We start from the raw sequence: 14,653 nt of genomic DNA on the forward strand, positions 1-14,653 counted from the left end.
GGAAAGGGTCGCCTCGTGCGGCCCTTTGTCGTTTCCGCGAGCCGATATGCTGCGCGGCTGTCCGGATTCAATTATTCCCGTAAGTCGCCGTTACAGTCTGTACGGTCTGAGAAGGAGCCCTGTCCGTGTCTGCCATCGTCTTGTTGCTGCGCAGCCGCCTGCTGCGTCCGGTGTTCCTGGCCTTGGGTGTCGCCTTGTTGGCGCAGGTCGTACTTGCGGTGCTGCTGACGCGATCGACCGTAGGGGCGCTGGTGGATGATCTTGGGGGGCGGCTGGGGTCCGATACCCAGCGTCTGTCGGCCGACCTCGAAGCGGCTGGACGGGAGGTGCAGGGCGGTCTGCAGGGGCTGTCCGTGCGCATGCAAGGCAGCCTCACCGATGGCCTGAAGCAGCGCCTGAGTGCCGAGCAGGATCAGGTGCGCGAGGCTCTGGGGCGTAACCTCAGACAGTCGGCCGATGACCAGGCGCAGCTGCTGGCTGCGGTGTCGCCTAAAGCCATCTGGGATGGCGACGTGCCGGCATTGACCGAGCTGTCGCGCATGGCCCATCGCAATCCAGGTGTGCTGTTTGCGGTCTATCTCGATGCCCAGGGCGAGCGCCTGACCCGGCATGTCAATCGGCAGGACCCGCGGGTCAAGGCGTTGATCGCCAAGGGGCAAGGGCGTGGTGCCCTGGACAAGCTGCTGAATGCCGCCGCCGGCGATGCGGGCGTGTATGTCGCCGAGGCGGCCATCAGCCCCATGGGCGAGGCGATCGGCAAGGTGGTGCTGGGTGTCTCGACCGTCGAGGTCGAGCAGGAGCTGGCGACCCTGGACCAGCGCTTCGCGGCGCTGATCGGCAGCAGTGGCCAGCTGGTGTCTACTGGTCTGAGTCAGGCGGCCGCCGACAGTGGCGCTGCCCTCGCGGCGCGCCTGGGCGGTGCGCAACAGGTGGCGCAGAGCATGAGTCAGAACAGCCGCCAGGCGATCGAGTCGGCCGCCGCCGAACTGCGCTGGAATATCGGTCTCGGGTTGGCCCTGGTCGGGCTGGGCATTCTTCTGGCGCTGGCCTTGGTGCTGGGGCGCCGGGTGGTCAGCAAGCTGCACACCCTGATCGGCGTGCTGAACGACTGGGCGGCGGGCGAAGGCGATTTGACCCGGAGGGTCGAGCTGGACAGTCGTGACGAGATTGGTGACATGGCGGCGGCGGTCAATCGCTTCGTCGCCAAGCTGCAGCCGATCGTGCGCGAGGCAGGAGAGGTGGCGGTGCAGACGAGCAAGGAGATTGCCGGGCTGGCGGCGCGCAGCGTTGCGGCGGAGGCGGCTGCCGGGCGTCAGCGCGATGAAGTGGCCGGCAGCCTGCAGGCCCTGGAGCGGATGGCGGACGAGGCGCAGGCGGAGAGTCAGGCCATGCAGGAGGCGCTGCGGCGCGTCGCGGCGATTCGCCAGGCGGCTGACGAGAACGCGGCCATCGCTACCCGGGTCGGAGGCTCCATCGAGGAGTTGGTGAGCCGGGTCGGTGACGGCGCGGCGGTGATCGAGCGCCTGGCGCGGCAGAGCGAGCAGATCGAGGTGGTGCTGACGGTGATCCATGGCATTGCCGAGCAGACCAATTTGCTGGCGCTGAATGCGGCGATCGAGGCGGCGCGCGCCGGGGAGAGTGGGCGCGGTTTCGCCGTGGTCGCCGACGAGGTGCGGGCCCTGGCGAGCAAGACGCAACAGTCGACCGGGGATATCCAGGCCCATATCGGCGCGCTCCAGGAGGGCGCCCGAGAGGCTGTCGGGGTGATCGCTCAGGCGGGGCAGCAAGCCGACAAGGGGTTGCTGGCGCTGCGCGAGAGTGCCCGCGTGCAACAGGCGGTGCAGGCCGCGGTGGAGGAGGTGCATGGCGCCATCAATGCGGCGACCCAGGCGGCGGCCCATCAGGCCGAGGGGGCGCAGGCGGTGCGCGGGCGAGTCGAGGTGATTCATGCCGAGGCGCAGCGTGCCGCCGAGGCGGTGGCCGCGACCGCGCAGAGCGGGCGAGTGCTGGATGGTCTGGCCGGGCGGCTGCGGGCCAGTCTGGGGCAGTTCCGCGTGTAGCGCGCTGTTCACTGCGCCGCGCTGGTGGCGCAGTGAGCGGGCAGGGGGTAAATGACAGGCATAAAAAAACCGAGCCGTTGGCTCGGTTTTTTGAAATTTGGTGCCCAGGAGAAGACTCGAACTTCCACGATCTTGCGATCACTGATACCTGAAACCAGCGCGTCTACCAATTCCGCCACCTGGGCACTGCTACAATGTTCATCGTCGCCGACACGGATCACTGCGTCCGTTTGTTACTCGCCGAACCTTAAGCTCGGTTTGAAAATGGTGCCCAGGAGAAGACTCGAACTTCCACGATCTTGCGATCACTGATACCTGAAACCAGCGCGTCTACCAATTCCGCCACCTGGGCACTGAAATCGATGATTGCTCATCTACTTCGTGTTACAACGTCTGCTCGACGCTGTGGGCGCGAACTATACGGTCGCTCTTGGGGCTTGTAAACCCCTAGGCGACAAGAAATTTTATTCTGCGCGCCGGGCTGACCCGAACCCTGGTTTCGCGCTTCAATAGACATATGGCAAACCGAAGTTATATAGAAAAGGTGAATCTCCTCTAATGGCCGATTGGCAATCCCTCGATCCCGAGGCCGCTCGTGAAGCGGAAAAATATGAAAACCCCATCCCCAGCCGCGAGCTGATCCTTCAGCATCTCGCCGAGCGCGGCGAGCCGGCTAACCGCGAGCAGCTGCTCGAAGAGTTCGGTCTCGACACCGATGAGCAGATCGAAGCCCTGCGCCGCCGCCTGCGCGCCATGGAGCGCGATGGTCAACTGATTTACACCCGCCGCGGCACCTACGCGCCGGTGGACAAGCTGGACCTGATTCTCGGTCGGGTCAGCGGTCATCGCGATGGTTTCGGCTTCCTCGTGCCGGACGACGGCAGTGATGACCTGTTCCTCAGTCCGGCGCAGATGCGCCTGGTATTCGATGGCGACCGCGCCCTGGCACGCGTCTCCGGCCTCGATCGGCGCGGGCGCCGCGAGGGGGCGATTGTCGAAGTGATCGCCCGCGCCCACGAGACCATCGTCGGGCGTTACTACGAAGAGAGCGGCATCGGCTTCGTGGTCGCCGACAACCCGAAGATCCAGCAGGAAGTGCTGGTCACCCCGGGTCGCAACGCCGGGGCCAAGCAGGGCCAGTTCGTCGAGGTGAAGATCACCCACTGGCCGACGCCGCGCTTCCAGCCCCAGGGCGACGTGCTCGAGGTGGTGGGTAACTACATGGCGCCGGGCATGGAGATCGATGTGGCCCTGCGCAGCTACGACATCCCGCACGTCTGGCCGGAGGCCGTGCTCAAGGAGGCGCGCAAGCTCAAGCCAGAGGTCGAGGAGAAGGACAAGGAGAAGCGCATCGATCTGCGCCACCTGCCGTTCGTCACCATCGATGGCGAGGACGCCCGCGACTTCGACGACGCGGTCTACTGCGAGAAGAGCGGTAGCAACTGGCGCCTGTTCTCTGGCGGCTGGAAGCTCTATGTGGCGATCGCCGACGTCTCCCACTATGTGAAGGTGGATTCGGCCCTGGACGCCGAGGCCCAGGTGCGCGGCAACTCGGTGTACTTCCCCGAGCGGGTGATCCCGATGCTGCCCGAGGAACTGTCCAACGGCCTGTGCTCGCTCAATCCGCAGGTCGACCGCCTGGCGATGGTTTGCGAGATCAGTATCTCCAAGACCGGCAAGATGACCGACTACTGCTTCTACGAAGCGGTCATCCATTCCCACGCACGACTGACCTACAACAAGGTCAGCGCCATGCTCGAGCAGCCCAAGAGCAGCGAAGGCAAGGCCCTACGTAGTGAGTACAAGGAGGTGCTGCCGCATCTCAAGCAGCTCTATTCGCTGTACCAGGTGCTGCTGGCGGCGCGTCATGAGCGCGGCGCCATCGACTTCGAGACCCAGGAAACCCGCATTATCTTCGGCGCCGGGCGCAAGATCGCGGAGATCCGCCCGACCCAGCGCAACGATGCGCACAAGCTGATCGAGGAGTGCATGCTGGCGGCCAACGTGGCCACCGCCGCGTTCATGCAGAAGCATGAGATTCCGGCGCTGTACCGGGTGCACGACGGTCCGCCGCCCGAGCGCCTGGAAAAGCTCAAGGCCTTCCTCACCGAGCTGGGGCTGTCGCTGCATCGTGGCAAGGCCAAGGAGGGGCCGTCGCCAAAGGACTACCAGGCCCTGCTCGAGAACATTCGCGAGCGCCCGGACTACCACCTGATCCAGACCGTGATGTTGCGCTCCCTGAGTCAGGCGGTGTACAGCGCTGATAACCACGGCCACTTCGGCCTGAATTACGACGCCTACGCCCACTTCACTTCGCCGATCCGCCGCTATCCGGATCTGCTGATCCATCGGGCGATCCGCAGCGTGATCCGCTCCAAGCAGGACACCCCCCACGTCAAGCGCGCTGGCGCGGTGAGCATGCCCAAGGCGCGTATCTATCCCTACGACGAGCCGACCCTGGAGCAGCTCGGCGAGCAGTGCTCGATGTCCGAGCGCCGCGCCGACGAGGCGACCCGCGATGTGGTGAACTGGCTCAAGTGCGAGTTCATGAAGGATCGGGTTGGCGAGACCTTCCCTGGGGTGATCACCGCGGTGACCGGCTTCGGCCTGTTCGTCGAGCTGACCGATATCTACGTCGAGGGCCTGGTGCATGTCACCGCGCTGCCCGGCGACTACTACCACTTCGATCCGGTGCACCACCGCCTGGCCGGCGAGCGCAGCGGGCGCAGTTTCCGCCTCGGCGACAGCGTCGCGGTCAAGGTCATGCGAGTCGACCTGGATGAGCGCAAGATCGACTTCGAACTGGTCGTGAGCGCCACTCCGGAGCCGGCCGGGCGCCGGCGTGGTGGCTTCGAGTCGGCCCCGGCCAAGGGTGGCCGCCGTGGCGAGCGCGCGGCGGCGGGCAACACCGACGTCGAGAAAAGTCGTGAGCTGAAGAAGGCCCTGCTGAGCGAATCCAAGTCCGCCAAGGGGCGCGCCGGCAAGGCCGAGGCGGGCAAGGGCGCCAAGCCCAGCAAGCACCGCAAGGGGCCGCCGAAGGCGGAGTCCGGCGGCAATGGAGGCGGGGCGCGCAAGCGTAAGGCGAAATCATGAGTCAGTTGGAAAAGATCTACGGCCTGCATGCCGTGGAGGCGTTGCTGCGTCACCACCCCAAGCGGGTGAAGCAGGTATGGCTGGCCGAAGGGCGCAGCGATCCGCGGGTGCAGGTCCTGGTCGAGCTGGCGGCGCAGGCGCGGGTCAGCGTCGGTCAGTGCGAGCGGCGCGAGATGGATGCCTGGGTTGAGGGCGTCCATCAGGGCGTGGTGGCTGATGTCAGCCCCAGTCAGGTATGGGGCGAGGCGATGCTCGAGGAGCTGCTCGATCGCGCCGAGGGGCCGCCGCTTTTGCTGGTGCTCGATGGCGTGACCGATCCGCACAACCTTGGCGCCTGCCTGCGCACCGCCGATGCCGCTGGCGCCCTGGCGGTGATCGTGCCCAAGGACAAGTCGGCGACGCTCAATGCCACGGTGCGCAAGGTCGCCTGTGGCGCAGCCGAGGTGGTGCCGCTGGTGGCTGTGACCAACCTCGCGCGCAGCCTGGAAAAGCTCCAGCAGCGCGGTCTGTGGGTGGTCGGCACCGCCGGCGAGGCCGAGCAGGAGCTGTACCAGCAGGACCTGACCGGGCCGACCGTGCTGATCATGGGCGCAGAAGGCAAGGGCATGCGCCGCCTGACCCGCGAGCATTGCGATTACCTGGTGCGCCTGCCGATGGCCGGCAGCGTCAGCAGCCTGAATGTCTCGGTCGCCACCGGCGTCTGCCTGTTCGAGGCGCTGCGCCAGCGCAGGGCCAAGGCGCCCAAGGCCTGAGGTCGCACCGCCCTGCTCGCGCGGGGCGGTAGCTATCGCGCTGTTCAAATAATCGCCAGTGCGCCTTGCTTGTGATGGGGGGCTTCTCTAGAATGGCGCCCCTTGTCGCTGCGGCAGGCGCCTTCGTGCCTTCCCGCCGGCAAGACCCACAGAGTCATTCACTCCTTGCCTGACCGCGCCACGTGGCAGGCTACAACCCGTAAGGAGCATTTATGCGTCATTACGAAATCATCTTTCTGGTTCACCCGGACCAGAGCGAGCAAGTCGGCGGCATGGTCGAGCGTTACACCAAGCTGATCGAAGAAGACGGCGGCAAGATCCACCGCCTGGAAGATTGGGGCCGTCGTCAGCTGGCTTACGCCATCAACAACGTCCACAAAGCACACTACGTGATGCTCAACGTCGAGTGCACCGGCAAGGCCCTGGCCGAGCTGGAAGACAACTTCCGTTACAACGATGCCGTGATCCGTAACCTGGTCATCCGTCGCGACGAAGCCGTTACCGGTCAGTCCGAGATGCTCAAGGCCGAAGAAAACCGCAGTGAGCGCCGCGAGCGTCGTGATCGTCCTGAAAACGCTGAGTCCAACGACAGCAGCGATGACAGCGACAGCAACGACAGCGACAACGCTGACGAGTAATCCACGGATCTATTGAGGAGCCAATCACATGGCACGTTTCTTCCGTCGTCGTAAATTCTGCCGTTTCACCGCTGAAGACGTGAAAGAGATCGATTTCAAAGATCTCAACACCCTGAAGGCCTACATCTCGGAAACCGGCAAGATCGTTCCTAGCCGTATCACCGGTACCAAGGCTCGTTATCAGCGTCAGCTGGCCACCGCTATCAAGCGCGCCCGCTTCCTGGCCCTGCTGCCCTACACCGACAGCCACGGCCGCTGAGATCGGACGCTCGACAAGTAGTAAGGGATAGAACGCATGCGCGCCTTGGCTGAATTCATCATGCGCGGCCGCATGCAGGCCACCCTGGTGGTGGTGGGATCTGCGGCGTTGCCGCTGCTGTTCTGGTTGAGTGCTGCCGCGGGAAGCCTGGTGCTTCTGCGGCGCGGTTCGAGTGATGCCCTGGGCATCCTCGCCTGGGCCCTGCTGCCGGCGATTGGCTGGTGGTATTTCGGTGAACCGCGCACCTTGTTGGTGTTGCTCGGTGCGCTGGGGCTGGCGTTGTTGTTGCGCGCCAGCCAGTCCTGGAATCGTGTGCTGCTGTGCAGCGTGGCATTGGGCCTGGTGTACGGGCTGGTCTTGGGGGCGGTGTTCCGCGAACCCATCGAGGCAATGGCGGGGGAGCTGCAGAAGCTCCTGCCGCAGATGCTCGATGGGGTTCACCAACAGATGTCGGTGGACGAGCGAGCGCGCCTGGAGAGCCTGATTGCACCGGTACTGACCGGATTGCTGGCAGCCTTGCTGCAGATCGTCAGCCTGCTGAGCCTGATGCTTGGGCGTTATTGGCAGGCGCTGTTGTACAACCCTGGTGGTTTCGGGCGCGAGTTTCGTGCCCTGCGACTGCCGCCGGCGCCGGCGATGTTGTTGCTGGTTGGCTTGCTGCTCGGCCCCAATCTCGGGCCGCAAATGGCAATGCTGACACCGCTGTGCAGCGTGCCGCTGGCGTTTGCCGGTATCGGCCTGTTGCACGGGCTGGTGGCGCAAGGGCGACTCGCCAAGTTCTGGCTGGTCGGGCTGTACATCACGCTGCTGTTGTTCATGCAGCTGACCTATCCGTTACTGGTGGTTCTGGCCATTGTCGACAGTCTGTTTGATTTTCGTGGTCGCTTTGCGCGCAAGCACGGCGCTGGCCCCACGGACGGTGAAGGTTAAAAGTTAAGAGGTAAGACCCAAATGGAAGTCATCCTGCTGGAAAAAATCGCCAATCTGGGCAACCTGGGCGACAAAGTGAACGTCAAGGCTGGTTACGGCCGTAACTACCTGCTGCCGCAGGGCAAGGCTACTGCCGCCACCGCCGCGAACGTTGCTGCGTTCGAAGCGCGTCGCGCCGAGCTGGAAAAGCTGGCTGCCGAGAAGAAGGCTTCGGCCGAGACTCGCGCCGCCCAGCTGGCCGAGCTGGAAGTCACCATCACCGCCACCGCGGGCGATGAGGGCAAGCTGTTCGGTTCCATCGGCACCCACGACATCGCTGACGCCCTGACCGCCTCCGGCGTGGAAGTGGCCAAGGCTGAAGTGCGTCTGCCGAACGGCACCATTCGCCAGGTTGGCGAATACGACGTGGCTGTGCACCTGCACACCGACGTCGAGGCGACCGTCAAGGTTGTCGTAGTCGCCGCCTAAGGCTTGCGACCAAGCGGTCTTGCGCTCAGGTGCAGGCTCGCTAACATCGGGCACGGCATTGCGTAAGCGATGCCGTGCCCTTTGTTTTTCAACTGCAGAATTTATTCCCAGAGCCTTATGAACGACATCAGCATTTCCGAGCAGTACGACCTGCAAACCTCCGCCCTGAAGGTGCCGCCGCACTCGATCGAGGCCGAGCAGGCCGTGCTCGGTGGCCTGATGCTGGACAACAATGCCTGGGAACGGGTGCTCGATCAGGTGTCCGATGGTGACTTCTATCGCCATGATCACCGGCTGATCTTCCGCGCCATCTACAAGCTGGCCGAGCGCAACCACCCCTTCGACGTGGTCACCCTGTCCGAGCAGCTGGACAAGGAGGGGCAGCTGTCCCAGGTCGGCGGCCTGGCCTACCTCGGCGAGCTGGCCAAGAACACCCCCTCGGTGGCCAACATCAAGGCCTACGCGCAGATCATCCGCGAGCGCGCCACCCTGCGCCAGCTGATCGGCATCAGCAGCGAGATCGCCGACAGCGCCTACACGCCCCAGGGCCGCACCGGCGCGGAGATTCTCGACGAGGCCGAGCGGCTGATCTTCCAGATCGCCGAGGCGCGGCCGAAGACCGGCGGCCCGGTGGGGATCAACGACATCCTGGTCAAGGCCATCGACCGCATCGACACCCTGTTCAACGCGGGCGATGCGATCACCGGCCTGTCCACCGGCTTCACCGACCTGGACAACCTGACCAGCGGCCTGCAGCCGGCCGACATGATCATCGTCGCCGGCCGTCCATCCATGGGTAAGACCACCTTCGCCATGAACCTGGTGGAGAACGCCCTGATGCGCAGCGACAAGGCGGTGCTGGTGTACTCCCTGGAGATGCCCTCGGAATCCATCGTCATCCGTATGCTCGCCTCCCTGGGGCGCATCGATCAGACCAAGGTGCGCGCCGGTCGCCTGGACGACGATGACTGGCCGCGCCTGACCAGCGCGGTCAACCTGCTCAATGACCGCAAGCTGTTCATCGACGATACGGCGGGGATTTCTCCGAGCGAGATGCGCGCGCGCACCCGGCGCCTGGCCCGCGAGCACGGCGAGATCGGCCTGATCATGGTCGACTACCTGCAGCTGATGCAGATTCCCGGTTCCAGCGGTGACAGCCGGGTCAACGAGATTTCCGAAATCTCACGCTCGCTCAAGGCCCTGGCCAAGGAGTTCAACTGCCCGGTGATCGCCCTGTCGCAGCTCAACCGTGGCCTCGAGCAGCGCCCCAACAAGCGCCCGATCAACTCCGACCTGCGTGAATCCGGGGCGATCGAGCAGGACGCCGACATCATCATGTTCGTCTACCGCGACGAGGTCTATCACCCGGAGACCGAGTACAAGGGCGTGGCCGAGATCATCATCGGCAAGCAGCGTAACGGACCCCTGGGCACCGCGCGCCTGGCGTTTCTCGGCAAGTACTCGCGCTTCGAGAACCTGGCGCCGGGCAGCTACCAGTTCGACGACGAGTAAGCGCCCGTCTGATCCGAGCTATTCCGGTCAAGGCAGTTCAGCAGTCGTGCCAAGGAGCTGCTTCAGCCCTGTTGCAGGCACCTGTGAGTTACGGCATAAATGGCGGCTAAACGCCACCACCTTATAGCGTGCCTCAGTCTGGCGTGAACAGCCCTGGCTGCAGCGCAGCCCATTGTCCATCGGAGGCAGCAGCTTGGACACTACCGAGTTCCACGGCTATCGAGTGCACTGGGTGCATGGCCAAAGCTCCCCGCAACTGCGCTCGCAGATTGTCGCCTTCTGGCGTGAGCAGAATGCCCTGAGTGATGCCCACGAAGCTTGGCGGCGAACCTTTGAGGTCGCCTGCATCGCCGTCGATCAGGCCGGGCGAATCGCCGGTGTCAGTTCGGTGTACAGCGCCCAGCATCAGGCCCTGGGGGCGCCCTACTGGTTCTACCGGAACTTCATCGATCCGGAACATCGGGTCAATGGCCTGGCACAGCGGATGGTCAGGCATACGGTCGAGCGACTGGCCGGCGCCTTCGCCGGCGAGGCCGGAGCGCCGCTCGGGGTCATCATCGTCAGCGAAAATGCCAAGCTCGACGCCCCGGCCGGCCAACGCCAGCTCAATCGCCTCGGGTTCGTCCGCCTCGGCGCAGATCAGGCGGGCAGAAGCGTCTGGCAGCGGCGGTTCGCCGTGCCGGCGGACGGCGAGGCGCAAGCCTAAACCCTCCCCCCACTCCTGAGCGACCAGCACCGAGGTTCACGCCAATGCGTCCACTGCATTTCATCTCTGGCCTGCCGCGTTCCGGCTCGACCCTGCTGTCCGCCCTGCTGCGGCAGAACCCCAGGTTCCATGCCGGCATGAGCAGCCCGTTGGCCGGCCTGCTGCACGAGCTGCTCGGCGCCATGAGCAACCGCAACGAGTTTTCCGTGTTCATCAGCGACGAGCAGCGCCAGCGCATCCTGCGCGGGGTGGTCGAGCAGTACTACGGCCCGGAATACCCGGCCGAGGTGATCTTCGATACCAGTCGCGGCTGGTGCGGACGCATGGCCGTGCTGCGCAGCCTGTTCCCGGCCAGCCGGGTGATCGCCTGCGTGCGCGAGGTGCCCTGGATCGTCGACAGCATCGAGCAACTGGTGCAGCGCAATGCCTTCAGCCCCTCGTCGATCTTCAATTTCCAGCCCGGCGGCACCGTGTACAGCCGTGCCGAGGCGGTGGCCAATGGCGAGGGCATGCTCGGCAGCGCCTACAACGCGCTCAAGCAGGCCTTCTACGGCGAGCACAGCGAGCGGCTGATGCTGGTGCGCTACGAAACCCTGGTCAGCGAACCGCAGAAGGTGATGCAGGCGATCTACCAGTTTATCGGCGAGCCGCCCTTCGCCCACGACTTCGAGCGGATCAGCTTCGACGCCGAGGAATTCGACCGCCGCGCCGGCACCCCGGGCCTGCATGAGATACGCCCGCAGGTGGCGCCCCGCGCACGGCGCAGCATCCTGCCGCCGGATGTGTTCCGCCGCTTCGAGCACGACGCCTTCTGGCAGAACCCGCAACTCAACCCCAACGACGTCACCATCGTCTGAACCCGCTTATCCACACAAGGAAAGGTCACCTCGATGAACAAAGGTATTTATCGACTGGTCTGGAACCGCAGCCTGGGCGTCTTGCAGGCCGTCTCCGAAATCGCCCGGGCCTGCCCCGGCGGCAGCCCCCGCGCCCGAAGCGGCTTTCCTCGCCGGCCGGGTCGCGGCCTGCCCTTGGCCGCGCTGGCCCTGGGCATCGCCGCGGCCAACGGCGCCCTGGCCGGCACCTATAACGTGACCACGGGCGCGGACTCGGGACCCGGCTCGCTGCGCCAGGCGATCCTCGATGCCAACGCCGATGGGGCTAGCACCATCAACATCGATGCGGCCGTGACCAGCATTACCTTGTCTGCCCCTCTGCCTGTGTTGACCGTGCCGGTAACAGTGCAGCCCAACAGCGCTGTCGAGATCGTGAGCCAGCCTATCACCGGTGGCGGTAGCTCGTTCACCTTGTCCAGCGGCAACAGTCTCACCTTCGCCGCGGCCGGCACTTTCACCGGTAGCCCGGGGACGGCAGGTGCTGGCGGGACTTCCGGGGCGAATGGCATGTCCGGTATGTATGGCGGCGCCAGCGGTCTACCCGGCTACTCCGGCTACTCCGGAGGCAATGGTGGTGCGGGCGGTGTGGGGGTCGAGGCCGATAATGCCAGCATCATCAACAGCGCCAGTGTCACGGGCGGCGCCGGCGGTACCGGCGGCAACGGCGGCAACGGTGGCAACGGTGGCAGCGGCGGTGCTGGCTACTCATTTGGTTACGGCAGCGGCGGCAATGGCGGCAACGGTGGCAACGGTGGCATTGGCGGTACTGGCGGCAATGGCGCCGTCGGTGGCACCGGCTTCAGTGGCACAGGCTTCACCCTGACCAACACTGGCACCATCCGCGGCGGGGCCGGTGGCAATGGCGGCACCGGCGGCATGGCCGGCACCGGCGGCACCGGCGGAACCGGCGGCGATGGCGGCAAATACACCAGCAACGGCGGCAACGGCGGCAATGGTGGCAACGGCGGCACCGGCGGCACAGGCGGCGCTGGCGCCCAGGGTGGTACCGGTGTCTTCGGCTCGTATTTCGTGCTGCGCAACAGCGGCACCATCACCGGCGGTAACGGAGGTGTGGGCGGCGCCGGTGGTTACTACGGTATTCCCGGCAGTGGCGGTGCCGGCGGCGCCGGCACATACGGTGGAGCCAACGGCTCCGCCGGCAGTATTGGCAATTCCGGCAGCTATGGCGCTAGCGGCAGCTTTGGCGTTGGCGGCGTCGGCGTGATCGCCCTCGGTAGCTCGACGATCTATAACGCCGGCACCATCGAAGGCGGGCTGGCCAATGGCGGCAGCGGCGCGCGGGCCAATGCCATCGAGTTCAGCGGTGGCGGCAACACCCTGGTGCTGGAGGTCGGCTCGATCATCAACGGCAACGTGGTCAGCACCAGCAGCGACACACTGAGCCTCGGTGGTGACACCGGGTCTGATTCGTTTGACTTGGACGAGTTGGGTTTCCTGGGTGGGCCGGCGCAGTATCAGAACTTCGGGCGATACCGAAAGATTGGCAACAGTTCATGGAGCCTGAGCGGCACCGACATTACCGGCAAGGACTGGACGGTGGAGAGTGGCGCCCTGTACCTGACCGATCTCGCCGGCGTGTCCGGCTCCGTAGACGTAAACGTCGGCGCCAGCCTGATTTCCGAGCTCGGTGCTACCTACATCGGCGGTAACTTGATCAACTCCGGCATGGTCCAGCTCAGCAACTTCACCCTGCCCGGCACCCAGCTGAACGTGCGTGACGATTTTATCCAGAACAGCGCCGGCACGCTGTCCATCGGCGCGAACAGCCTGGGCGCATTCGGAAAACTCAACGTTTTGGGGGGGGCGTACCTGGATGGTGCGCTGGAAGTGGATGTCAACAATGGCTTCAACTGGAGCGGGCAAAGTCTGCTCGGGGTGGTCACGGCCAGCTCGGTGAGCGGCACCTTCAGCAGCGTCAGCGATAACAGCCAGCTGTTCGATTTCCAGGCCATCTACAACCCCACCAGTGTCGACCTGAACGCCGTGGCCAGCGCCAGCAGCAGCGTGCTGAGCAGCGTGCGGGCCATGAACAACAGCCCAGCAGTCGGTGCCGCGCGGGCCCTGGACCAGGTCTTCGCCAGCGATCCCAATGGCCAGTTGGCCAGCTACTTTCAGCCATTGAACGGCGATGCGGCGATTTCCGACGCCGCCGGCCAGAGCATGCCGTTGCTCACCAGCGGCTCGGGCCTGGTCCTCGGCTCCACCCTGGGCAGCATCAACCGGGTGATCGGCGCCCGCAGCGACGCGGCCAGCGGCCGCGCCAGCGGCGAGCAGTTCTTCGTCGACCGCCATCTGTGGCTCAAGCCCTTCGGCTCCTGGGCGGACCAGGAAGACCGCGACAACGTCGCCGGCTTCAGTTCCGACCTGGCCGGCCTGGCCCTGGGCGTCGATGGCAGCGTTGGCGAACTCTGGACCCTGGGCTCGGCCTTCGTCTATGCCAACGCCGACTCGCGCAGCCAGTTCGGCGGCGCCCGCCATGGCCTGGACGCCGATGTCTACCAGTTGATCGGCTACGGTTCCTACCGCCTGGCCGGCGATAGTGCCTTGAGCTTCCAACTCGACGTGGGCCAGAGCCGCAACAAGGGTGCGCGCGACATCAGCTTCGCCGGGCTCAAGGCCGAATCGGACTATTCCAGCTGGATGGCCCATGCCGGCGTGGCCCTCGATCGCAGCTTCGAACTGGCACCGGGCACCCGCTTCACGCCCGCGGTGCGCGCCGACTACACCTGGATCAAGGACGAGGCCTATCGGGAGAAGGGCGCTGGTGCCCTCAGCCTCGATGTCGACAGCCAGACCACCGACCAGTTCGTGCTGGGCGTGGATGGCAAGCTGGCGCAGAGCCTGAGCGAGCAGCTGACCCTGAACCTCAACCTGGGCGTCGGTTACGACTTCCTGGCCGAGCGCACCTCGCTGACCTCGACCTTTGCCGGCGCGCCGGGCGTGGCCTTCACCACCAAGGGCATCGACCCCGATCCCTGGCTGGCGCGTGGCGGTGTCGGGCTGTCCTACCAGGCCGACAGTCAGTTGAAACTGTCGCTGCGTTACGATGCCGAGCACCGTCAGGATTTCCTCAACCAGACTGCCTCGCTCGAGGCGCGCTGGGCGTTCTGACCCGTTACCGATAGCGCGATAGAGAAAGGCCACGGATAACCCCGTGGCCTTTTTTCATTTCAACCTTGAGCCGCGCCCGGACAGATGCCTCGACGGGGAGCCGGTCAATGCCGGCCTGCGTGACTCCGGGGCGAACGAGCTGGACGCCGAGCGCCTCTTCGGCAGCAGCGCAGCGGCCCCTGGGTGGCGCGCGGCGCGGCAGGTACG

General features: G+C 65.3%; 11 protein-coding genes and 2 tRNA genes. 11 read left to right on the forward strand and 2 right to left on the reverse strand.

Annotated elements, in window-relative coordinates; genetic code table 11:
- Nucleotides 1–125: 125 nt before the first annotated feature.
- Entirely contained in the window at nucleotides 126–2,060 is a 1,935-nt protein-coding gene (locus LPB260_RS22880) for a methyl-accepting chemotaxis protein (protein WP_208708155.1), read from the forward strand.
- Nucleotides 2,061–2,158: 98 nt separating this feature from the next.
- Here LPB260_RS22880 and LPB260_RS22885 read toward each other — a convergent pair.
- Nucleotides 2,159–2,245, reverse strand: a tRNA-Leu gene (locus tag LPB260_RS22885).
- Between the two features lie 80 nt (nucleotides 2,246–2,325).
- A tRNA-Leu gene (locus tag LPB260_RS22890) sits at nucleotides 2,326–2,412 on the reverse strand.
- Between the two features lie 206 nt (nucleotides 2,413–2,618).
- Here LPB260_RS22890 and rnr point away from each other — a divergent pair.
- The 10 genes from rnr (at nucleotide 2,619) to LPB260_RS22940 (ending at nucleotide 14,446) form a co-directional block, all read left to right on the forward strand.
- Complete coding sequence (rnr, locus tag LPB260_RS22895) at nucleotides 2,619–5,153, forward strand: ribonuclease R (RefSeq protein WP_208708156.1); 2,535 nt, start codon at nucleotides 2,619–2,621, stop codon at nucleotides 5,151–5,153.
- Nucleotides 5,150–5,905, forward strand: a complete 756-nt coding sequence (gene rlmB / locus LPB260_RS22900) for a 23S rRNA (guanosine(2251)-2'-O)-methyltransferase RlmB (RefSeq protein ID WP_208708157.1) — start codon at nucleotides 5,150–5,152, stop codon at nucleotides 5,903–5,905. The genes rnr and rlmB overlap by 4 nt, the downstream gene beginning before the upstream one ends.
- A 212-nt stretch (nucleotides 5,906–6,117) precedes the next feature.
- Nucleotides 6,118–6,543: a 30S ribosomal protein S6 gene (gene rpsF / locus LPB260_RS22905; RefSeq protein ID WP_208708158.1), complete on the forward strand. Its 426-nt coding sequence runs from the start codon at nucleotides 6,118–6,120 to the stop codon at nucleotides 6,541–6,543.
- Between the two features lie 28 nt (nucleotides 6,544–6,571).
- Nucleotides 6,572–6,802 carry a 30S ribosomal protein S18 gene (gene rpsR / locus LPB260_RS22910; RefSeq protein WP_003246847.1) on the forward strand — a complete coding sequence of 77 codons (231 nt, stop codon included), beginning with the start codon at nucleotides 6,572–6,574 and terminating at the stop codon, nucleotides 6,800–6,802.
- Between the two features lie 36 nt (nucleotides 6,803–6,838).
- Nucleotides 6,839–7,732: a hypothetical protein gene (locus LPB260_RS22915; protein WP_208708159.1), complete on the forward strand. Its 894-nt coding sequence runs from the start codon at nucleotides 6,839–6,841 to the stop codon at nucleotides 7,730–7,732.
- A 21-nt stretch (nucleotides 7,733–7,753) separates the two neighbouring features.
- On the forward strand, nucleotides 7,754–8,200 hold the full coding sequence (rplI, locus tag LPB260_RS22920) for a 50S ribosomal protein L9 (RefSeq protein WP_208708160.1): 447 nt from the start codon (nucleotides 7,754–7,756) through the stop codon (nucleotides 8,198–8,200).
- A gap of 117 nt (nucleotides 8,201–8,317) precedes the next feature.
- Nucleotides 8,318–9,712 (forward strand): replicative DNA helicase, encoded by a 1,395-nt coding sequence (dnaB, locus tag LPB260_RS22925; RefSeq protein ID WP_208708161.1) that lies wholly within the window; start codon nucleotides 8,318–8,320, stop codon nucleotides 9,710–9,712.
- A gap of 193 nt (nucleotides 9,713–9,905) precedes the next feature.
- Nucleotides 9,906–10,418, forward strand: a complete 513-nt coding sequence (locus LPB260_RS22930; RefSeq protein ID WP_208708162.1) for a GNAT family N-acetyltransferase — start codon at nucleotides 9,906–9,908, stop codon at nucleotides 10,416–10,418.
- A gap of 44 nt (nucleotides 10,419–10,462) precedes the next feature.
- Entirely contained in the window at nucleotides 10,463–11,275 is an 813-nt protein-coding gene (locus LPB260_RS22935) for a sulfotransferase (RefSeq protein WP_208708163.1), read from the forward strand.
- Nucleotides 11,276–11,308: 33 nt separating this feature from the next.
- Entirely contained in the window at nucleotides 11,309–14,446 is a 3,138-nt protein-coding gene (locus LPB260_RS22940; RefSeq protein ID WP_208708164.1) for an autotransporter domain-containing protein, read from the forward strand.
- The last annotated feature ends 207 nt before the right edge of the window (nucleotides 14,447–14,653 follow it).

The sequence above is a fragment of the Pseudomonas sp. LPB0260 genome (assembly GCF_013388395.1).